We start from the raw sequence: 20,745 nt of genomic DNA on the forward strand, positions 1-20,745 counted from the left end.
GCACAACCCACCGATACAGTCGGGTGTACAGGAGGCGTGTGTGGACGGGTCATTCGGCGCGCTGCTGCGCCACCACCGCCTGGCTGCCGCGTTGACGCAGGAAACGCTCGCCGAGCGGGCCGAGATCAGCGCGCAGGCCATCGGCGCGCTGGAACGCGGCGCCCGCCGGTATCCCCACCGCGAGACCGTCGCCCGCCTCGCCAGGGCGTTGCGTCTCACCCCGGACCAGTACGGCGACCTGATCACCGCCGCGTCGAGGCCGCCGGTGCCCAGGGCGGATCCCGAACCGCCGGACGAACGCACGGTCGCCGCGCAGCTGCCCGCGGGCGTGCAGGGGTTCACCGGCCGCGAAGACGTCCTGCTCACGATGGACGCGTTACTCGCGCACGAGCCGAATGCCGTGGTCGTGTCCGCGATCGCGGGCATGGCGGGCATCGGCAAGACCACGCTGGCGGTGCACTGGGCCCACCGCGCGCGGTCCCGTTTTCCCGACGGACAGCTGTTCCTGAACCTGCGCGGCCACGGCGGCGGTGCCCCGGTGACCCCGCTGGAGGCGTTGACGCACCTGCTGACCGGCCTCGGGATGGAGCGGGCCAAGGTTCCCTCCGACGTGGAATCGGCAGCGGCCACGTACCGGACGCTGCTGGCGGACCGCCGCGTGCTGGTGGTGCTGGACGACGCCGTCGACGCACGTCAGGTCCGGCCGCTGCTGCCCGGCTCGCCGGGGTGCCTCGTCCTCGTCACGAGCAGGTGCCGGCTCGACGGCCTGGTCGCGCGAGACGGGGCCCGGCGGATCCAGCTGGAGCAGCTGAGCCGGGACGCCGCCCGCGCGCTGCTCGTGCACGTGCTGGGGGAGCAGCGGGTGCTCGCGGAAGAGGAGGCCGTCGCCGAGCTCGTGGACCTGTGCGCGGGCCTGCCGCTGGCGTTGCGCATCGCCGCCGCGCACCTGCTGGGCGGCCGGTCGATCGCCGGTTACGTGACGGCCCTGCGTTCCGGCGACCGGCTCGCCTCACTGGCCGCACCCGGCGACCCCGACACCGCGGTGGGCGCGGCGTTCGACCTGTCGTACGCCGCGCTGGACCCGCAGGCGCGCCGCGTGTTCCGCCTCATGGGCCTCATGCCGGGCCGGGACCTGACCGCCGACGCCATCGCCGCGCTGACCGAGCTCGACGCCGCGGAGACCGACCGCTGCCTGTACGCGCTCACCGCCGCACACCTCGTCGACGAGCACAGCCCCGGCCGCTACACGTTCCACGACCTGCTCCGCCTGCACGCCGCGCACCTCGCCGACGCCGAACGCGAGGCGGCGACCGAACGGCTGTGGGGCCACTTCGCGCTGACCCTGCTGAACGCCGGCGAACGCGTCGACCCGCGCACGTACCGCCACGTGCTGGCCGAGGACTACCGCCACACGGCGTTCATCGACGACACCATCGCGAACACGTGGATCGACGTCGAGACCGAGAACCTCGTCGCCACCACCCACGCCGCCGCGGCCGCCGGCCACACGAGGCTCGCCGTGCAGCTGCTGATCGCGTTGCACCCGCAGTTCGAGCGCCACCGCATGGAGTCGGTCTGGCTCGCCACCGGCACGGCGGTGCTGGAGGCCGCGCGCCGCAGCGGTGACCTGCTCACCGAGGCCCACGCCTTGCGGATCATCGGCGACGCCCACTGGTGCGCCTGCGACTACGAGCAGTCGCTGACGTTTCTGGGGGGGGCGCTCTCGGCCGCGGAAGCTCTGGGCCACACCGAGTTCTACCGCGTCGTGCTCTGTGCGCTGGGCAGGACGTCGATCTCGATGGGACGGCCGAGGGACTGCGCCGACTACTACCAGCGGGCGCGGGAGCTGTGGCGGCAGGACGGCCGCCCGACTGACGGCTCCCTCGTCCTCGGCGACGCGTACTGGGAGCTCGGCGAACTGGACCAGGCCTACGAGCTGCACACCCAGGCGATCGACGCGGCCCGGCGGAAGGGAGTCCGCTTCGGCGTGCTGCTGGGCGAAACCCACGCGGGCCGTTCCTGCCAGGCCCTGGGCCGCCTGGACCGCGCGATCGAACACTACGAGGCGGGCCTGGCGCTGTGCCGCGAGTTCGCCGAGCCCGCCGAGGAAGCGGGCAACCTGGCGAACCTCTCCGGCGCCTACCGCGACCAGGAGAAGTACGACCTGGCCCTGGACACCGCCCGCGAGGCACTGGACATCGCGACCCGCCTCGGCATGCGGCGCACCCAGATCAGCGCGTGGCACGTCCTCGGCAGCACCCACCTTCTGCTCGGCTACGACACCGCCGCCAGGACGGAACTGCGGACAGCACTCGACCTGGCCATCGCCGCCTCCCACTCGCGGGGCCGGTGCGACGCCCTGATCTCGTTGGCAGCACTGCACCTCCGCCACTCCGAACACGACTCCGCACGCGCGCTGGCCTCGGAGGCGCTGACCATCAGCCGCGGTACCGGGCATCGGCTGGTGGAGGGAGAGAGCCTGCGCACGCTCGCCGAGGTGGATCTCGCGCGGCGCCGCTTCGACGACGCTTGCCGGCACGCGGAGCAGGCCGGTGCGTTGCACGCGAAGTCCGGCTACCGGCTCGGGACGGAACGGGTCGCGGATCTCGTGCGCCGCATCGCCGAAGCCCGTGCCGGCTAGGCGGGCGGCTGGAGCCGGCTGACTAGCTGCCGAAGCTCGCGGTCGACGTCAACGTCGAGCAGGCGGAGCTCGCGTTCTGCCCGGTCTCGCGTCTCCTGGTCGAAGAGCGGTTCGAACCACGGGAGAAGCACCCACATCTCGACGCTGGCGTTGAGCCTGCTCAGCTCCTGAAGCCGCCACAGCCCGTAGGACGGCTTCGGGTCGCTCACCAGCCGTCGCGCCGCTTCCACAGCTCCGTGTTCGGCCAGCATCTTCTTGAAGAAGTGCGCGGGATACCCGAGCTGGGCGAGTTCTGCCACGCCCCGGTTCATGTCGCGGCTGAACCGCCGTGCCAGTTCTGCCTGCTCTTCCTCTGCCATGCCAGTGCATCGCGCCACCACGCCTCTGCGTCAGTGCGTCAGCGCCGCCGCCAGCCCGGCCGCCGTCCCACGCACCGCCGGTGTGTCATACCGGTCGCACTCGGCCAACGCCCGCACCCTCATCTCGCGAGCATCGGCGGCCTCCCCGGTCGCGTTCGCGAGTTCCGCCAGCCGAGCCATGATCTCGATCCGATGATCGGACAACCGAGTCTCGTCCAACGCGGACAGCAACTCCACCTTGGCCTCGTGAAGCCGGCCCACGTCCATCAGCACGATCCCCCGGTTGTGCCGCACGCGCGCGACACCGGCCGTGGTCCCGTGCTTCGAGAACAACGACTCGGCCTCGTCGAGCAGCTCCAGTGACGCCAGCACCTGCCCGGCGGCTGCAAGGGTGGTCGCCAGCCGGATGAGCATCATCGACAGCAGCTCGTCGTCGCCACCGGCCTCGCGGTGCTGCGACACCCCGCGTTCCTGCACCTCGATGGCCTCGTCGACCGAGCCGACGGTGCTCAGCATCAGGCCCAGCAACGACAGCGCCAGGTTCTCCCCGATCAGGTACCCCGCCTGCTCGAACAGCTCGACGGCCCGCCGTCCCAGCCACACGGCCTTCTCCGGTTCGCCCACGCGGCGCCGGATCGCCGAGCCGTAGTACCAGGTCCACGCCTCCGTGAGCGTGTCGTTGGCCATTATCGCCGCCGCCTTTTCGTGCACGACCAAGGCGTCGTGGGGCTGGCCGCACAACGCGTAGAGCGCCCACGAGAGGTAGTTGAGCTGTTCGGCCGTGTCGCGGGCACTGCCCAACGCCTGCGCGGCTTCCACACCCGCGCTGAAGACCTCGCGCCAGAGCTCGCCCACGCCGTGCATGTCCGAGTACCAGTGCATCGCCTTGGCCAGTGCGAGCACCTGCTCGTGTTCGCCCAGAGCCACCGCCGAGCGCAACGCACCGCGCCAGTTCTCCAGCTCCAGCGCGAGCCAGCGACCGGCGGACTCCCTGTCCTGCACCGGTTCCGGGTTGTCGTGGTCGAAGAGCCGCCCCGCCCGGGTGGCGACGGCGAGCAGCCAGTGCCGCAGCCGGGTCCCCACCTCCCGCACGACGGCCGGGTCCTCGTCGAGTTCCATGCGTTCGACGGCGAACACGCGCAGCAGGTCGTGGCACGTGTAGCGGCCCGGTGTCTCGCTGATGCCGAGCAGGCTCGCGTCGGCGAGCTCCTCCAGCGCCTCCTCTGCGCGCTCGGCGAGCACCGCGGCCAGCTCCGTGCTGATGTCCGAGCCGGGCACCAGCGCCAGCCGCCGGAACAACGCGGCCGCACCGGGTCCCAACTGGTGGTAGGAGATCTCGAACGCCGCCCGCACCTGGAGGTCGCCCGCCCGCAGCACCGACAACCGGCGCCGCTCGTCCTCCAGCTGCTCGGCGAGGTGCCTGATCGTCCACTGCGGTCTGCTCGCGAGCCTGTTGCCGGCGATCAGCAACGCGAGCGGCATGCCACCGCACAACTCCGCGACCCGCTCGGCCGACGACGGCTCCGCCGCCACGCGGTGCTCGCCGGCCACCGCGCCCAGCAGTGCGACCGAACGGTCCAGCGGCAGCATGTCCACGCAGAGCCGGTGCCGGGCGTCGAGGCCCGTCATGGTGTTGCGGCTGGTCACGAGCACGAGGGTGCCGGGGCTGGAGGCGAGCAGCGGGCGCACCTGGGCCTCGTTCACGGCATTGTCCAGCACGAGCAGCACCGTGCGGTCGCGCAGCATCGAGTGGTACAGCGCCAGCTTGTCGTCCGCGTCGGCGGGGATCTGGCGTTCCTCCAGCCCGAACGCGCGCAGCAGCCGGTGCGCCGCCCGGTCCGCCGGCAGCGGGGCGGAGTCCATGCCGCGCAGGTCGAGGAACACGCACCCGTCGGCGAACCGCGAGCCCAGGCGGTGCCCGGCGTCGACGGCGAGCGCGGTCTTGCCCGCACCCGGCGCGCCGTGGATCACCGCGAGCTGCAGCCGTGACGCCGACGCGGCGTCCTTGGCGAACCCGTCCACCTCCTTGCGCTCGGCCTCGCGGCCGGTGAGCTCGATGAGCACCGGCGGCAGCGTGTACGACGACATCGCGGCGACCGCGGCCGGAACCTCTGGCTTCGCCTCCGCCGCACGGGTCCGCCCGGCGCGCGCGAGCGACGTGAACTCCGCGGCTTCCTCGCCCTGCAGACGGAGTCCGCGGACGAGCAGCTGAACTGTGCGGAGCTGCGGCGTCTGCGTCCGGCCGCGTTCCATGTCGCTGATCGCGCGCATGCTCAATCCGGTCCGTTCCGCCAGTTCTTCCTGCGTCAGCGGAATGCGCGACCGGTAGAAGCGCAAGAAGTCCCCGAATGCCGATGTCCCCACGTTGTGTAGAGACGCCGGAAGCGGTGAAACGTTGCAGGCGAGACCACTTCTGCCGGTAGTTCTTCCGGTTGTTCAACAAGGTGTACAACTGTGGTCGCAGTCAACTTCGAAACTGTGTCACTTGTTTCAACAACGCGGATTACCGACGAAGTCCCGCACAAATTGCTTCGTCTCGCGGAAGGCCTGCGCGCTCGACAGGTCACCGGTGTGCTCTGGCTCGTCGCCCTGATCTGGCTGGTGATCGAGTGGTACGGCCATTATCCCATTGATCTGGACGTGTACCGCCTCGGCGGCAGGGCTTGGCTGGACGGCGCCTCGCTGTACGTCGGCTTCACCGGGCCACCGCTCGACCCGCGGCTCCCGTTCACCTACCCGCCGATCGCGGCGGTGTTGTTCAGCGGGCTGAGCGTCGTGCCGGAGGGACTGCACAACCCGCTCGTCGTGGCGTCCGGCTTCGTCGTGCTGACCGTCGTGTGCGTCGCGGTGGCGGGCGAGGTGCGCCCAGGTCTCAAGTGGACGGCCGGTCCGCTGGCCGCGATCGCCGGGCTGGCACTGGACCCGGTGTGGATGACGTACGGCTACGGCCAGGTCAACCTGTTCCTGCTCGGCCTGGTCGTGATCGACTGCCTGCTGGTGACGGACCGGCGCCGGCGCGGTGTGCTGGTGGGCGTCGCGCCGGCGATCAAGCTCACCCCCGCCGTCTTCGTGCTCTACTTCCTCGTCAAACGCGACTGGCGGGCCGCCATGACCTCGATGGCGACGTTCGCGGCCCTCGTCGTCGCCGGCTTCCTCGCCGCACCGGAGGACTCGGTGCAGTACTGGTTCCACTCCCTGCTGAACCCCGACCGCATCGGCGACATCTCGTTGTCGACGAACCAGTCGATCAAGGGCCTCGTCCGCGACCTGGGCCTCGCACCGGGCATCGAAACGCTGGTGTGGGCCGTGCCGGCCGCTGCCGCCGTCGCCGTCGCGGTGTTCGTGGCCCGGCGGACGCGGGACGATCTCGTCGCGCTGTTCGCCATCGCGGCCGCCGGGCTGCTGGCCTCCCCGGTGTCCTGGCTGCACCACTGGGTGTGGTGCGTACCCGTGCTGGTGTTCCTCGCCCTGCGCGGCAACGCGTGGCCGGCGTTCGTCGCCGTGTTCCTGGTGTTCGTGACGCGGCTGCACGACTACGACACCTATGTGTGGCTGGCGATCGCCGCACTGGTGGTGCTCGCCGTGAGGTACGCCGGCACTCGTGTCGCCGTGTGGACACCGTTACCCGTGGAACGGCGAGAAACCGAGATTCGATGGTTCGCCGCGTCCGAGCGCGTCGACGTGCTCGGCGAGGTTGAACGCGTCGCTCAGCGAACCTCCGCCGTCGAGCAGTTCGATGACGTGACTCTCGGTGTTCTTGATGGCCAGCGCGGCGTCGAGGAGCGATTCCAGCCGTTGTGGGTCAACGACGACGAGGCCTTCGTCATCGGCGAGAACCACGTCGCCGGGGTTGACCGTGACCCCGCCGCAGGTCACCGGAACCTGGAGTTCCCCGAGCTGGGACGCGGTACCGGCGCGCGGCGTGACGAACCGGCTGTAGACGGGCAGCGCGCACGTCGCGACGTAGGACATGTCGCGGTAGCCGCCGTCCACGACGATGCCGCCCAGCGACCGCGCCAACGCCGCCCGCGCGAACATCTCGCCGCCCAGAGCGGTCTCGCGTGCCCCGCCGTCGACCACGATCACGTCACCGGGCTCGGCCGCCTCGACCGCGCGCAGCACGGCCAGGAAGTCCTCCCGGCACCGGACCGTGAACGCGGGCCCGAAGACCTGGGTCGTCGCGGACCGGGCGCGGATCGCGCCGTGCACGACCCGCGTGGTCCGGTCGGCGTCGCAGATGGCGGTCGTGTCGACCGCGCGGAACCGTTCGAGCAGTTCGTCGTTGACCGGCATGCCGCAACGATCGCACCCGGCGGGCTCAGCGGGCGAACGCGAAGGGCGTAGCCGGCCAGGGACCGTCCACTCCAGACCGGAGTGCGCGGTGAACGCCGTGCCGTTCTCAGACCTGGACGAGCCCGAGTTGCCTCAACTGCGCGAAAACGTCGACGACGCCCCAGATCTCCGCGATCCGGCCGCCGGAGAAGCGGAGGATGAAGATCTCGCTGTAACGGACGGACCTGCCCGTCGGCGGCACGCCCCGGTACTCGCCCTGATGGGTGCCGGTGACCGTGTTCCGGTAGACGACCTTGTCGCCCTGCGCGATCACGTCCTCGATGGCGACGTGGATGTCGGGGAACGCGCGCAGGAGAGTCGCCCACACCTGCTTGAGCGCCTGCACCCCGGACAGCTCGCCCGGCACCGGCGCGTGGAAGACCAGGTCCGGATCGGCGACCTCGTCGATCGCCTTCGAGATGGCCTCCGCGTCACCGCTGTTGACGGCGTCGTGCAGGCGGCTGAACGTCGTTTCGTTGCTCGTTTCGATCGTCATGCCCACAGGACGGCGCGTCGGGCCCGGTTGTGACAGCCGTGCAAGACCTGCAACGGTCCGGCCCGCCGCAGCGATTCACCCGTGAGGGGGAAAGCAGACCTGCGGAGGTACCCCCATGCATGCGACCAGACGGCTCACCGCCGCGGCGGCGGCTGTCCCTCTGATTCTGTTCAGCGCGGCGCCCGGAGCATCGGCGGCTCCCTTCTCGGTCGGCGCTGACGTGCTGGTCAGCGGCCCGTCGACGTTGACGGCCTGCCCCTTCGGCGCCTCTGCCGACTTCGCCGCGGCCTACGACAACACCGAGGTCGAGCCGCAGGTGGCGGTCAATCCCGTCAACCCGGACGAGATGATCGGCGTGACCCAGCAGGACCGCTGGCCGGACGGCGGCGCGCGTGGCCTGTCCTCGTGGATCACGCACGACGGCGGCACGTCGTGGGCCAAGCTGCCGGACGTGCCGTGGAGCGCCTGCCAGGGCGGCCCGACCCGGTTCGGCCGCGTCACCGACCCGTGGGTCTCCTACGACAAGGTGGGCAACGCCTACTTCATCGGCCAGCCGATCGACTCGGCCGCGCTCGGCCTGTCCGCGATCTCGGTGACGAGCCTCGACCGGTCCACCGGCACGTGGCGGCCGCCGCGGATCATCCAGGAGGACGGCGGCGAGCGCGGCATCTTCAACGACAAGGTCTCCATCACCGGCGACCCGACCCGGCCCGGCCACGCCTACGCGACGTGGTTGCGCGGCACCTATCCCAACGACGGCCGGCAGCACCCGGTCGCGGACCTGCACTCGTTCGCCTACCGCGGCATGCCCATGTTCTCCCGGACGACCGACGGCGGGCTGACGTGGTCGAAGCCGGTGCCGATGCGCAACTCGAACAACTTCTTCCAGGGCAACCAGATCGCGGTCGGCCCGGACGGCACGCTCTACAACGTCACCGCGAACCTCTTCACCGGCGCCGGCTTCAACGACAACGGCGTCTACGTGGGCGTCATGACCTCCCGCGACGCCGGTCTGCACTGGTCGGCCCCGGCGCGCATCGCGCCGATCCGGACCGCCCAGCTGGTCGTGCCCGACGACAACTTCCCGATCCGTGCCGAGGACTACCTGCCCGACATCGCGGTCGACATGACCACCGGCGCGATCTACGTCGTCTGGTCCGACTCGTTCGGCACCGCGGTGAACAAGGTCGTGCTGGCCAAGTCCACCGACGGAGGCCGGCACTGGAGCGGCCCCACCGCGGTCGCCACCGGCGGCCCCGGCGTGCAGTCGTACAACCACGCGATCGACGTGTCGGACACCGGCATGGTCACCCTGACCTACTGGGACGACCGGAACAACGTGCTCGGTGACGGCGTCGCCACCACCGACGTCTGGCTCCGCCACTCGCAGGACGGCACCCTGAGCTGGCAGCCCGAACAGCACCTGCACGGGCCGTTCGACCATTACGCCGCCCCGATCTCGTACTTCGCGCCCGGTGATCCGAGGGGGCTGTTCCTCGGCGACTACATGGGGCTCGAGACGATCTCCGGCAACAGCACCATCGCGTTCTTCACTTCGACGATCGCCGACGGTGCCGACGCGCACGCGGTGCGGCTCGACCACAGCTGAGCACCACGGGCCGGTCGTGGATCGTGGTCCACGACCGGCCCCCGGCGAGTACCTGCGGCTGCTGCACGAACGGGTTCTCAGCGGTTCGGCCGTGCTCACCCTGTACGGCGCGGACCTGCGGCCGAACGACCTCGACGTGGTGCCGTCGTTCGATCCCGCCAACCTGCGCCGGATCGCCGACTGGTGCGAGCAGCGTGGAGCTGGCGGGTGTGCCCCGTGTGGGTGTGGGGCCGAGCCGCACCCCAAGGACGTCGAACGGGCCGCGCAGTACGTGATCGTGCGCGAGGCCGTGCACCGCGGGGACCAGCCTCGCGGAACCCGCTGGCTCGACAGCTGATCCCTGCGCCGATTCCTTTCGCTGCCGCCCGATGTCTATTCCTCCGAAGGACGTCGGCTGGAGCCAGAGGAGACGGACGTGTCCACCCGAACCACACCCGCAGATGTGCCGGCGGCAGAGGAGAGATCGCGGCGAACGTGGGTGCTCGCGATCACCTCGATCGCCTCGCTGCTGGTCGTCCTCGACGCACTGGTCGTGGCGACGGCGCTGACCGCGATCAGAACGGATCTGGGCGCCTCGATCACCGAGCTGGAGTGGACGGTCAACGGCTACGGCCTGAGCTTCGCGGTGCTGCTCATGACCGCCGCGGCCGCGGGGGACCGGTGGGGACGGCGGCGGGTGTTCGCGGCGGGTGTCGCGTTGTTCACGCTGGCCTCGCTGGTGTGCGCGGTCGCGCCCGACGTGGAGACGCTGATCGCCGCGCGGGTCGTCCAGGGCGCCGGGGCCGCGTTCATCATGCCGCTCGCCCTCGCGTTGCTGAGCGCCGCGTTCCCGCCCGCCCTCAGGCCCAGGGCACTCGGCGTCTTCGGGAGCGTGAGCGGGGTCGCCGTACCGCTCGGGCCACTGGTCGGCGGCGCCGTGGTGGAGGGGGTCTCGTGGCCGTGGATCTTCTGGATCAACGTGCCGCTGGGGGCCGCGCTGCTGGTCCTCGCTTTGACACGCGTCGAGGAGAGCCGCGGACCTGATCGCACCCTCGACCTTCCCGGGCTGCTGCTGGCGGGCGCCGGCACGTTCGGCCTGATGTGGGCGCTCGTCCAGGGCGGCTCGGCGGGATGGGCCGTGGCGGGGCTGGTGGCGATCGGGCTCTTCGTCGCCTGGCAGCGCCGGGCGGCCCATCCGATGCTGCCGCTGCACCTGTTCCGCTCGCGCAGGTTCGCCGCCGCCAACGTCGTGATCTTCTTCCACTGGGCTTCCGCGTTCGGGGTGCTGTTCTTCATCGCCCAGTTCGTGCAGGAAGCACTGGGGTACGGGCCGCTGGCGGCGGGGCTGGCGCTGGCGCCGTGGGGACTGACCACGGTGATCGTCCCGCAGTGGGTGGGGCGGTCGGTCGGCCGGTTCGGTGAGCGGCCGTTCATCGTCGCGGGGCTCGGCCTGCACAGCCTGGCCATGGTCTGGATCGCCCTCGTCGCCCATCCCGCCGCCGGCTATGCGGCGATCGCGGCACCGCTGGTGCTCTCCGGAACGGGCATCGCGATGTGCCTGCCCGCCGTGCAGAGCGCCGTGCTGACATCGGTGGCGCCGCAGTTCCTCGGCAAGGCGTCGGGTGCGTTCAGCGCCATGCGGCAGCTCGGCGGGGCGTTCGGCGTGGCGGTGCTGGTCGTCGGCTTCACCGCGGCCGGCAGCTACGCGACGCCTGAGGAGTTCTCGAACGGTTTCACGGCGGCCGTTCTGACCGGCGCGGGCCTCGCGGCCGCTGGTGCGCTGGCCGGAGCCGTCATTCCACGAAAGGGGTAGTTGGTGTCCGATCTGAAGGCGCATGCCGACCTGTTGCGCGAGCTCCACCACGGAGAGATGCTCGTGCTGCCGAACGCCTGGGACGAGCCCAGCGCGGAACTCGTGGTGGAAATGGGTTTTCCGGTCGTGGCGACGTCGAGTGCCGCCGTGGCCGAGACGCTCGGCCACCGCGACGGCGAAAGCGCGCCCTGGCAGGAGATGTTCGCGGCCGCCGCCCGGATCGCCGCCGCCGTGCCCGTCCCGGTGACCGTGGACGCGGAAGCCGGCTACGGCCTGGTACCGGACGAGTTCGTGGCCCGGCTGCTCGAAGCCGGTGCGACCGGCTGCAACCTCGAAGACACCGATCACCGGGCTGGTGGCCTCGTGGACGCGGCGGCGCAGGCGGATCGGCTCGCCGGGGTGCGCGCTGCCGCCGACGCCGCCGGGGTCCCGATCGTCGTCAACGCCAGGATCGACGTGTTCCTGCCGTCCAGCGGCGTTCCCGAGCAGGACCGGTTGGACGAGGCGGTGCGGCGCGGCCGTCTCTACCGGGACGCGGGCGCGGACTGCGTCTACCCGATCGGCGGCTCGACCAGCCACGACCTCACCAGGTTGATCGCAGAGGTGCAGGCGCCGGTCAACGGGAACACCACCGACTCCCTCGACCTCGACGCGTTGCGGTCGCTGGGAGTGGCCCGCGTGTCCTACGGCCCGCGGTTCTACCGGGGAGGGTTCGCCGGCATGCGCGGCGCCCTGGAGAAACTCGCGCGATAGCGATTCCTTTTGCCGGCCGGAGGAGTCCAATGAAGAGTTGGTGACCCACGACCAGGGGGAGTGACGTGACATCTGTGGCCAGTGCGAGCCTGCACGACGAGTTCGGCCTGCTGCGCGACGGGCTGCTCGCGCACTGCTACCGGATGACCGGCTCGTACCAGGACGCCGAGGACGCCGTTCAGGAGACCTACCTGCGAGCGGTGCGCGGCGCGGCCGGCTTCGAGGGACGTTCCTCGGTCAAGACCTGGCTCTACCGCATCGCGACCAACACCTGCATCACCGCGTTGAGCCATCGAAGCCGGCGGGTGCTCCCTGCCGGCCTCGGCGCGCCGTCGACGGACCCCGGCGTCCGCGCCTACTCCGACGAGTCCATCGCCTGGCTCGAACCGCTGCCCGACGCCGTGCTGAACCACCGCGACGACGAACCGGCCGAGGCCGCCGTGCAGCGCGAGTCGGTGCGCCTCGCGTTGATCGCGGCGCTGCAGCACCTGCCGGTGCGGCAGCGTGCGGCGCTCCTGCTGCGCGAGGTCCTCTCGTGGTCCGCCGCCGAGATCGCGGAGACGCTCGGCATCACCGTGCCCGCGGTGAAGAGCCTCCTGCAACGGGCCCGCAAACGGCTGGACGAGCTGGACCTCGCCGACCAGCGCGTGGAACCACCGGACCTGGAGCTGGAACGCGCCCTGCTCGACCGCTACCTCACCGCGTTCGAGGCGGGGGACTCCGCCGCGATCCGCGCCGTCATCCACGACGACTTCAGCCTCGAGGCCGTGCCGCATCCGGTCTGGTTCAAGGGCGTGCACGTGTGCATCCCGTTCCTGGAGCGCACTTTCGCCTCCCCGGGCTGGCACGTCCGGCTGCTGCCCACCCGTGCCAACGGCCAGCCGGCCATGGCCGGGTACCGCCCCGACGCCTCCGGCGACCTGCGGGCCGACTGCCTGTGGGTGCTCACCCTCGTCGACGGCCGCTTCTCCAGCGCGACGAAGTTCGAGAACCCGGCCTTCGTCACGGCCGCCGGCCTGCCCGAGCGGTGGCCACGAGTCCTGCCGTCGGTGTGATCAAACCGCGTGCCAGCGGGTGAGGCCGATGACCTCGCCCGCCACCTCGGTGACGTCCTTGCCGTCGGTCGGAACGCGAACCACCCACTGCGGCGCGTGCGTCTCCAGGTGCCGGGCGGCGGCGGTCCCGCGCGTCACGTGCGCCTCGTACTGGCCGCCCGTCTCCCGCAGGCCCAGCCGCTGGCTCGCGATGTCGTCCGCGGCGGTCAGCAGAACGCCGGTCACCTCCACGTTCCCGCCCATCGCGCCGACCACCAGGTCGCGTTCCAGCACGCTGACGGTGTTCGTGTAGATGAGCCGCCGGTAGCCGAGCGCCGCGTAGTTTCCCCACAGGGAAGCCAAATTCCGCCTGGTCATCTCCGTGCGGCTCGGGTCGTCCGGTGGCGCCGGGTGGGCCTGGTCGAGGAAGTCGCCCTCGATGAAGCAGTGGGACACGGCCGCGTCCCGCAACTGAGCCGAGATCTCCCAGGAGACCGTGGACTTCCCGACGCCGGACCGGCCGCCGATCAGCAGCACGGAAAAACGTTCCACGGTCATGTCCTCCGGGTCAGCTCTCGAGCCACGAAACGTGCTGTCGCGCGTGGATTCCGAAGCACGTGCAGCGTCGCGTGCCCGGCGTGTGCCGCGATCGCGTTGATGAGGAGCGGCCGATGGCGACGGCGCCACGACCACACCCACAGCCAGAAATCGGCCCGTTCCCGTGAGCGGAGCAGCGCCCGCCAGGCGCACCCCGGGAACGAGTGGTCGAGCAGCAGGACGGTGTCCGCCCGGCGGAGACGGACGTCGAGGACGTCGTAGGGGCCGAGGTCACCGTCCATGATCCACCGGTCGGTGTTGGCGAGTTCACCCTGGACGACGGCCCAGCGATCAGGGGGAGTCGCTTCTAGATCCGGCCCCCAGAAGTGCTCGTCGAGTTCGATGACGGGGAGCCCGGTCGCGGTGCCCAGGGCGGCCGCGAGAGTCGACTTCCCCGCGCCGCCGCGGCCGCGGATCACAACGCGCTCCATGAACGCAATCGTGCCAGTACGACGCAAACGATTAGCACGGACTTGAGACCGGTGGAACTGAACCGAATGTCGGCAATAGTTCGAAACACCTTGAGTCGGCTGGCCATGACGAGTTAGTTCGGATCCATGTCGGTGGAATTCCGGGTGCTCGGCGACGTCGAGGTGCGCATTGATGGCCAGAGCGTCGACGCCGGTCGCGCGCGGCAGCTGTGCGTGCTGGTGGCGCTGCTCCACGACGTCCGGCAGCCGATTCCGGTGGAACGGATCCTGAGCCGGGTTTGGGGGGACGACCCGCCGAATCGCGGCAAGAACGTGCTGTACGGCTACCTCTCCCGGTTGCGCCGGGCACTCGCGGCAGCTGGTGACGTGACAGTGGCCAGGCAACACGCGGGGTACGTGCTCACCGCCGATCCCATGGCGGTGGATCTCCACCGTTTCCGGGAGCTGGTCGCCGAAGCCAGGACGGCGGACGACGAACAGGCGGTTCTGTTGTTCAACCGCGCGCTCGCGCTGTGGCGGGGCAGGCCGTTCGGCGGGTTGTCCACGCCGTGGCTGGACGAGCTGCGCGCCACCCTCGAATCCGAGCGGTTCGCCGTGGTGCTGGACCGCAACGAGGTGGCCCTGCGGCTCGGCAGGCAGGACGACGTGCTCGGGGAGATGTTCCGCGAAACCACGGCACACCCCCTGGACGAACGCCTCGCGGGGCAGGTCATCCTGGCACTGCACAAGTCAGGACGGCACGCAGACGCCGACCGGCACTACGCCGAGCTGAGCCGCAGGCTCGCCGACGAGCTCGGCGTCGACCCGAGCCCGGCCGTGCGGGAACAGCACGAGCAGTCGCCGGCCGCCCTGAAACGCCGGCCCGACATGCCGGTGCCACGCCAGCTTCCCGCGCACTCTCCGTTCTTCGTCGGGCGTGACGGGGAGCTGGAAGTGCTCGACGACCTGCTGCGCCGGCATCGGCCGTTCGTGGCGATCAGCGGCGCCGCCGGAGTCGGGAAGACGACACTGGCCGTGCACTGGGCGCATCGCGTGCAGGAATCGTTCCCCGACGGCCAGCTTTACGTGAACCTGCGAGGGTTCGAGCACGCCGGGGCCGCCGTGTCGCCGGCGGAGGCGTTGCGGACGCTTCTCACGATGCTGGGTGTACCGCCCGATCGTGCGCCGTCGGACATCGACGCGATGGCGGCCACCTACCGCAGCATCCTGAATTCGCGGCGGTTGCTCATCTTGCTGGACAACGCGCGGGACGTGCAGCAGGTCCGCCCTCTGCTGCCGGGTGACGGCGTTTCGATGGTGGTCGTCACGAGCCGCAACCACCTGGCGGGTCTCGTGGCCGGGGAAGGCGCGCACCTGATCACGCTGCGCCACATGGATCTCCGCGAGGCACGCGCGTTGCTCGAACAGCACCTCGGCCGCGACCGGATGGAGGCGGAGACCCAGGCGGTCGACGAGCTCATCGCGGGCGCGGGGTTCCTGCCCCTCGCGCTCGCGGTGCTCGCCGCCAGGGCGTCGCTGAACCCCACCTTCTCCCTGAAGGCACTGGCAGGTGAGCTGGACAGCCAGCAGTCGCGTTTGGACACTTTGGACGACGACGACCCGAAGACCAGCGTGCGTGCCGCGATCTCCTTGTCCTGCCGGCACCTCGGACCGACGGCGGCGCAGGTGTTCCGGTTGCTCGGCCTTCATCCGGGCCCCGGCGTCACCGCCGCGGCGACGGCGAGCCTGGCCGGGCTGTCCGGCAAGGAGGCGGAGGACGCGCTGGACGAGTTGGCCCGCGTGCACCTGACCGAGGAACACCGGCCGGGCCGGTTCGCCTTCCACGACCTGGTGAGGGTTTACGCCGCGGAACGGTTCCGGCTGGAGGTCCCGGCGCCGGCGAGGAACGACGCGTTGCGCCGCCTCCTGGACCACTACCTGCACACTGCCGTCTCCGGGGCATTGCTGTTGCGTCCCATGAGAGACCACATCGACGTGGATGACGCGGCACCGGGAACGTGCCCGGAACCGCTGAGCGACTACCAGGCCGCGTGGCGCTGGTTCGAAGACGAGATCGCCGCCCTGCGCCGGCTTCTTCCCCTCGCCGCCGCTGAAGGTTTCGACCAGCACGTGTGGCAGCTCGCCTGGACCACGGCGGACTTCCTGGACCGCCAGGGCCGGTGGCACGACTGGATCGAGCTCGGGACGTACGCGCTCGCGGCCGGGGCGAGACTGGCCGACCGGCGAGCGCTTGCGAGTGCCCATCGCGGTCTCGGCCAGGCGTTCATCATGCTGCGTTCCGTTCCACAGGCGCGTGCTCACCTCATGGCCGCACTCGATCTCGACGGCACCCGTGTCGGCGAGGCGGGCATTCACCGCGACCTCGCGCTGATGGCCGACACGCAAGGCAGCTTCACCGAGGCACTCGAGCACGGCCAACGCGCACTGGAGATCTATCGGGACTGCGGTCACCTCGCCGGTGAGGCCGCCGCGCTGAACCAGGTCGGCTGGTACCTCTGCCAGCTGGGCAGTCACCGCCGCGCGCTGGTGGCGTGCGAGGAGGCACTCGTGCGGCATCGCGGGATCGGTGACTGGACAGGCGAGGCGGTCACCTGGGACAGCCTCGGCTTCATCCACCACAACATGGGCGCCAACGCCCGTGCGATCGAGTGCTACGAGAGGGCGCTCGCGCTGTACCGGGAGCTCGGCGACGTGTTCGAGAACGCAGCGACCCTCACCCGGCTCGCCGACACGCACCTCGCGGAAGGGGAGACGTCCGCGGCACGAGACGCGCTGCGGTCCGCGTCGGCTTTGCTCGACAACCTGAGGCATCCTGACGCCAGAGCCGTGCACGCGAGGCTTGAGGCTCTGGACGCGGAGGATGAGCGGCTGCCCGGCCCGCGGGCGTGACGCGCGCGGAAGCAGACCGCCTTGCCACGGTCCAACGGCCGGGGCAAGGCGATGTCCTACCAGCGGTGCGCGACGTCGATCACCAGGCGCCCGGTCGACCCCGGCCCGGTGAGCGTGAACACGCGGAACGGCAGGCGGGCCCGGACACCCATCCCGAACTGCGTCTGCCCCTCGAACGTGCCGAGGAACGCGACCTGGCGGAAGGTCGTGAAGCCGGCGACGTTGACGGCCTGCATCGGGTTGGCCGGTTGGTAGGTCGGGTTGTAGTACTGGTCGTGCGCGGCCGAACCGACGAGCACGTCGAGGAAGGCGCCGCCCGCCAGCGGGACGGGGAAGCCGCTGCCCTGCTGGTGCACGGTCGGCACGTAGGAGACGTGGTACCACTCCGGAGCCGGGCCGCCGGTCATGTCGACCACGAGCCGGTCGTAGCAGTCGTGCCGTCCGGCACGCACGTCGTTGATGGTCGCGCTCGTGTGCGCGTGGCTGGGCCCTGCTTTCGGCAGTGAGCCCCAGGTGATGCCGCAATACGGTGCGGCGGACGCGGACGGCGCGAGCAGTCCGGCCATCATCAGCAGTGCCGCCAGTGCGGCGCCGCGTCTCAGGATCTTTCCCATGTCGTTGGTCTCCCTTCGAGCTGTCCCCTTGCATCTAGTGACGTGCATCACAGGATGAGGTTGTCTGTTGGCTGGGCGGCGCTCCTCCGGTCGACGGCGCAGCACCATCCGACCGGCTGGGTCGTCCGGCCGGTTCACCGGTGCCGCGCGCAGCGTCTCGGACCGAGGATCGGGGTGACCGTTCAACGACAACAAAAGACGGAGTTGTGTCGCCGTGCGCACCTCGATCGACCGCCCGGCCTGGAGAACCCTGCTGGGCCACGTCCGGCCACATCGCCGCACTGTCCTTTTGGGAGGAACACTCGTCCTGCTCGGCGGGCTCGCCGCGGCGGCCCAGCCTCTCGCGGCGAAGGCGCTCGTGGACCGGCTGGGCACCGGTGACGCGATCACCGGCCTGCTGGCGCTGCTGGTCGGCCTCGCGCTCGCCGGCGCCGCGATCGCGATGGCCGGTGACTACCTGCTCGAACGCGCGGCGGAGTCCGTCGTGCTGGTGGCGAGGAAGCGGCTCACCAGGAAGCTGCTCTCGCTGCGCGTGCCCGCCGTGCAACGCGCGCAGCCGGGAGACCTGCTGTCCCGCTTCACCGGTGACACGACGTTGCTGCGCGAGGTGTGCACCAGCGCGCTCGTCGGACTGGTCACCGGTGCGGTCACGACCGTAGTGATGGTCGTCATGATGGGCGTGATGGACCTCGCCCTGCTCGGCGTCACCCTGGCCGTGCTCGCCGTGGTCGGCCTGTTCGCCGGCGCCGGTCTGCCGATGATCGAGAAGGCGTCCCGCGCCGCCCAGTCCGCGGTCGGGGACACGGGTGCGCGACTGGAGCGCGTGCTCGGCTCCTTCCGGACCGTCAAGGCCGCGGGTGCGGAGACCGGGGAGATCGCCGCGATCGAACGCGGGGCGGAGGACGCGTGGCGTGCCGGTGTTCGCTCCGCGCGCTGGGAGTCGCTGGTGCACGGGTCCAACACCCTGGCGGTCCAGGCGGCCTTCCTCGCCGTGCTCGGCATCGGCGGGGCTCGGGTCGCGACAGGAGCCATCTCACTGTCCACTTTGGTCGCTTTCCTGCTGTTCCTGTTCTACCTGAACGAACCGATCGGGCAGTTGCTGCACGCGGGCAGCAGTCTGTCCGTCGGGCTGGCGGCGGTACGCCGCCTGGCCGAGGTCGAGGAGATGCGGTCCGAGCCCGCCGGAGTCGCCGGCGCCCGCACGGAGTCCGCCGCGAAGGACGGGAGCCGTCTCACTTTCGAGGACGTCCGCTTCCGCTACGGCCCGGAGCTGCCAGAGGTCCTCCGCGGTATCAGTGTCGACGTTCCCGCGACGGGAATGACCGCGTTCGTCGGTCCTTCGGGTGCGGGGAAGTCCACGCTCTTCGCGTTGGTCGAGCGGTTCTACGAGCCGTCGGCCGGCCGGATCCTGCTGGACGGCCGCGACCTCGCGGAGTGGGACCTGGCGAGCCTGCGCGCCGGTGTCGGCTACGTCGAACAGGACGCGCCCATGTTGTCGGGCACGTTGCGCGACAACCTCGTCTACGGCAGGCCGGACGCCACCGACGAGGAGATCCGCGACGTCGTGGCGCAGACCCGGCTGGACTCGCTGGTCGAGCGCCTTCCGGAAGGGCTGGACACCGCGGTCGGGCATCGCGGCAACTTCCTGTCCGGGGGCGAGAGGCAGCGGGTCGCGCTCGCTCGTGCGCTGATCCGCCGTCCCCGCCTCCTGCTGCTCGACGAGATCACCTCGCAGCTCGACGCCGCGAACGAGATGGCGATCCGCGACGTGGTGACGGCCGCGGCGAAGACGATGACCGTTCTCGTGGTGGCCCATCGGCTGTCGACGGTCACGCAGGCAGAACGGATCGTGGTGGTGGACAACGGAAAGGTGCGTGCGTCCGGCACTCACGACGAGCTCGTCGCGAGTGATCCCCTGTACGCGGACTTCGCCGCCACCCAGCTGCTCACCGGCGAACGCGAGTGACTCTCAACGGAAACCGCTGCGCCTCCACCTGAGAGACGCCCGCGCTCCGAGCACCAGTCCCACCGCGATGGTCAGCAACTGGACACGCTGCACCAGCCCGGCGCCGGGCTGGTTCACGAGGACGGCGGACAGCACGCCGGTCGTGGCCAGCAGGGCGACCACCACCCTGGCACTCCACCGGCGGGTGCTCCGTTCGAGACCCGCGGCGGCGGCGAGGGCGCTGCCGAACGTCAGCACGCTGGTGACCTGGTGCAGCCGATGCCCGAGCGACACCGTTCCCGCGGCCTCACGGGAGCGGCACAGCGCGTCGACGCTTGCCGCGCAGTCCAGCGACAGCACCGTGTCGGCGAGGGTCGCGACCGCGAAGACGAGCACAGCCGCGATGACGAGCCGCCCGCGCATCCGGCGGGCGGCGAGGAACAGGCAGCAGGCGGCCAGCGCGTCGGTGACGCGGAAAACCCACCGGTACGGCTGGTCGTCGGCGAGCAGCTCGCTCACGTAGCTGTCCACCGTCGACAGCCCTGTCGGCAGCACCAGCTCGAGGAGCCAGCAGGAATACAGGAGGGCGGCGGCGACCAGCCACGTTCCCGGCCGGTCAAGCCGACGGGGCAACAAGTGGCCGGAAGGCCTTTCCAGTTCCAACGTCGGATCCCCCTCACCCCTCCCGCCATGCTACGTCTCTGATCGACGTTGTGTGGCCGGACGCCTGTCACCAGCATGTTCGGCAGGCGCCTGCGGAGCACGCTCCGACCTCAATGGAGTCGACCGTCCATTGAGGAGTGAGGAACGCGAACCACCGTGCAGGGGGCCAGGTACCGGCCGGGTAGCGGGTTGGTTCCGGCCCGCTGGCCGGTGTGGTCGGCGGTCCGCCACCGAGACAACCCGACCCTTGGCGACCACCTACCCAACTGGCGCCACCCGCCCGCCACATGCCCACGCCCCGCAACCGAACCACAGAACTCGGGGTCGGCGAAGCCGCCCCTACGCAATCTGACGTACACGAGATCAGAACGTGAGCGGATGAAGCACGCCCACCCGCCAACGAGAGTGGGTCGCGACACCACGAGCAAAGGAGTGCATCGCGATGACTACCACCCGCAAGCTAAGACCACATCTCATTTGGGGTTGTCGTGGGTGAGCAGGTCCAGCTTGATGGCTCGGCGGTAGCAGATCACCGCGCAGGCCAGCTGGGCGAATGCCGTGAAGTGGGCGGCCTTGCGTTCGTAGCGGCG

The 20,745-nt window shown here is 70.6% G+C and carries 16 protein-coding genes and 1 pseudogene; 9 read left to right on the forward strand and 8 right to left on the reverse strand.

Annotated elements, in window-relative coordinates; translation table 11 throughout:
• The first annotated feature begins 40 nt into the window (after positions 1–40).
• Positions 41–2,641, forward strand: a complete 2,601-nt coding sequence (locus ABFX45_RS07385) for an ATP-binding protein (RefSeq protein ID WP_346128540.1) — start codon at positions 41–43, stop codon at positions 2,639–2,641.
• On the opposite strand, the gene ABFX45_RS07390 is transcribed toward ABFX45_RS07385, so the two are convergent.
• Both ABFX45_RS07390 and ABFX45_RS07395 read right to left on the reverse strand, forming a co-directional pair.
• Positions 2,638–3,000, reverse strand: a complete 363-nt coding sequence (locus ABFX45_RS07390) for a hypothetical protein (protein WP_346128542.1) — start codon at positions 2,998–3,000, stop codon at positions 2,638–2,640. The genes ABFX45_RS07385 and ABFX45_RS07390 overlap by 4 nt on opposite strands.
• Positions 3,001–3,030: 30 nt before the next feature.
• Positions 3,031–5,364 carry a helix-turn-helix domain-containing protein gene (locus ABFX45_RS07395; protein WP_346128544.1) on the reverse strand — a complete coding sequence of 778 codons (2,334 nt, stop codon included), beginning with the start codon at positions 5,362–5,364 and terminating at the stop codon, positions 3,031–3,033.
• Between the two features lie 276 nt (positions 5,365–5,640).
• Here ABFX45_RS07395 and ABFX45_RS46360 point away from each other — a divergent pair.
• Positions 5,641–6,402 (forward strand): annotated as a pseudogene (locus ABFX45_RS46360) (glycosyltransferase family 87 protein); the annotation flags it as partial.
• A gap of 219 nt (positions 6,403–6,621) precedes the next feature.
• On the opposite strand, the gene ABFX45_RS46365 reads toward ABFX45_RS46360, so the two are convergent.
• Positions 6,622–7,293 (reverse strand): RraA family protein, encoded by a 672-nt coding sequence (locus ABFX45_RS46365; protein WP_428834093.1) that lies wholly within the window; start codon positions 7,291–7,293, stop codon positions 6,622–6,624.
• Between the two features lie 106 nt (positions 7,294–7,399).
• Complete coding sequence (locus ABFX45_RS07405; protein WP_346128548.1) at positions 7,400–7,828, reverse strand: ester cyclase; 429 nt, start codon at positions 7,826–7,828, stop codon at positions 7,400–7,402.
• Positions 7,829–7,943: 115 nt separating this feature from the next.
• On the opposite strand from ABFX45_RS07405, the gene ABFX45_RS07410 reads away from it, so the two are divergent.
• The 5 genes from ABFX45_RS07410 (at position 7,944) to ABFX45_RS07430 (ending at position 13,037) form a co-directional block, all read left to right on the forward strand.
• Positions 7,944–9,437, forward strand: a complete 1,494-nt coding sequence (locus ABFX45_RS07410; protein WP_346128550.1) for a sialidase family protein — start codon at positions 7,944–7,946, stop codon at positions 9,435–9,437.
• A 16-nt stretch (positions 9,438–9,453) separates the two neighbouring features.
• On the forward strand, positions 9,454–9,774 hold the full coding sequence (locus tag ABFX45_RS07415) for a hypothetical protein (RefSeq protein ID WP_346128552.1): 321 nt from the start codon (positions 9,454–9,456) through the stop codon (positions 9,772–9,774).
• A 78-nt stretch (positions 9,775–9,852) separates the two neighbouring features.
• Positions 9,853–11,229, forward strand: a complete 1,377-nt coding sequence (locus ABFX45_RS07420) for an MFS transporter (protein WP_346128554.1) — start codon at positions 9,853–9,855, stop codon at positions 11,227–11,229.
• Positions 11,230–11,232: 3 nt separating this feature from the next.
• Positions 11,233–11,982 carry an isocitrate lyase/PEP mutase family protein gene (locus tag ABFX45_RS07425; protein WP_346128556.1) on the forward strand — a complete coding sequence of 250 codons (750 nt, stop codon included), beginning with the start codon at positions 11,233–11,235 and terminating at the stop codon, positions 11,980–11,982.
• 65 nt (positions 11,983–12,047) lie between these two features.
• Positions 12,048–13,037, forward strand: a complete 990-nt coding sequence (locus ABFX45_RS07430; protein ID WP_170155195.1) for an RNA polymerase subunit sigma-70 — start codon at positions 12,048–12,050, stop codon at positions 13,035–13,037.
• Here the strand turns inward: ABFX45_RS07430 and ABFX45_RS07435 are convergent, their stop codons facing one another.
• Both ABFX45_RS07435 and ABFX45_RS07440 read right to left on the reverse strand, forming a co-directional pair.
• The gene (locus ABFX45_RS07435; protein ID WP_346128559.1) at positions 13,038–13,568 is read right to left on the reverse strand and encodes a DEAD/DEAH box helicase family protein; all 531 of its coding nucleotides are present in this window, start codon (positions 13,566–13,568) and stop codon (positions 13,038–13,040) included. It lies immediately after the preceding gene.
• 2 nt (positions 13,569–13,570) lie between these two features.
• Positions 13,571–14,044: a P-loop NTPase family protein gene (locus ABFX45_RS07440; protein WP_346128561.1), complete on the reverse strand. Its 474-nt coding sequence runs from the start codon at positions 14,042–14,044 to the stop codon at positions 13,571–13,573.
• Between the two features lie 126 nt (positions 14,045–14,170).
• Between ABFX45_RS07440 and ABFX45_RS07445 the strand changes: the two genes are divergently transcribed.
• Complete coding sequence (locus ABFX45_RS07445) at positions 14,171–16,933, forward strand: AfsR/SARP family transcriptional regulator (RefSeq protein WP_346128563.1); 2,763 nt, start codon at positions 14,171–14,173, stop codon at positions 16,931–16,933.
• A 56-nt stretch (positions 16,934–16,989) separates the two neighbouring features.
• On the opposite strand, the gene ABFX45_RS07450 is transcribed toward ABFX45_RS07445, so the two are convergent.
• On the reverse strand, positions 16,990–17,547 hold the full coding sequence (locus ABFX45_RS07450; protein WP_109640116.1) for an AMIN-like domain-containing (lipo)protein: 558 nt from the start codon (positions 17,545–17,547) through the stop codon (positions 16,990–16,992).
• A 214-nt stretch (positions 17,548–17,761) separates the two neighbouring features.
• Here ABFX45_RS07450 and ABFX45_RS07455 point away from each other — a divergent pair, with 214 nt between their 5' ends.
• Positions 17,762–19,513, forward strand: a complete 1,752-nt coding sequence (locus tag ABFX45_RS07455; protein ID WP_346128565.1) for an ABC transporter ATP-binding protein — start codon at positions 17,762–17,764, stop codon at positions 19,511–19,513.
• A 3-nt stretch (positions 19,514–19,516) separates the two neighbouring features.
• On the opposite strand, the gene ABFX45_RS07460 is transcribed toward ABFX45_RS07455, so the two are convergent.
• The gene (locus ABFX45_RS07460; protein ID WP_170155194.1) at positions 19,517–20,125 is read right to left on the reverse strand and encodes a DUF998 domain-containing protein; all 609 of its coding nucleotides are present in this window, start codon (positions 20,123–20,125) and stop codon (positions 19,517–19,519) included.
• Positions 20,126–20,745 lie beyond the last annotated feature (620 nt).

It is taken from the genome of Lentzea roselyniae (assembly GCF_039537795.1).
GTDB lineage: Bacteria > Actinomycetota > Actinomycetes > Mycobacteriales > Pseudonocardiaceae > Lentzea > Lentzea atacamensis.

Bases quoted from the DNA above. Each gene is read 5' to 3' on its own strand.
- ABFX45_RS46365 (WP_428834093.1), bottom strand. From the start codon at position 7,293: ATGCCGGTCAACGACGAACTGCTCGAACGGTTCCGCGCGGTCGACACG.
- ABFX45_RS07390 (WP_346128542.1), bottom strand. From the start codon at position 3,000: ATGGCAGAGGAAGAGCAGGCAGAACTGGCACGGCGGTTCAGCCGCGAC.
- ABFX45_RS07445 (WP_346128563.1), top strand. From the start codon at position 14,171: ATGTCGGTGGAATTCCGGGTGCTCGGCGACGTCGAGGTGCGCATTGAT.
- ABFX45_RS07440 (WP_346128561.1), bottom strand. From the start codon at position 14,044: ATGGAGCGCGTTGTGATCCGCGGCCGCGGCGGCGCGGGGAAGTCGACT.
- ABFX45_RS07410 (WP_346128550.1), top strand. From the start codon at position 7,944: ATGCATGCGACCAGACGGCTCACCGCCGCGGCGGCGGCTGTCCCTCTG.
- ABFX45_RS07405 (WP_346128548.1), bottom strand. From the start codon at position 7,828: ATGACGATCGAAACGAGCAACGAAACGACGTTCAGCCGCCTGCACGAC.
- ABFX45_RS07450 (WP_109640116.1), bottom strand. From the start codon at position 17,547: ATGGGAAAGATCCTGAGACGCGGCGCCGCACTGGCGGCACTGCTGATG.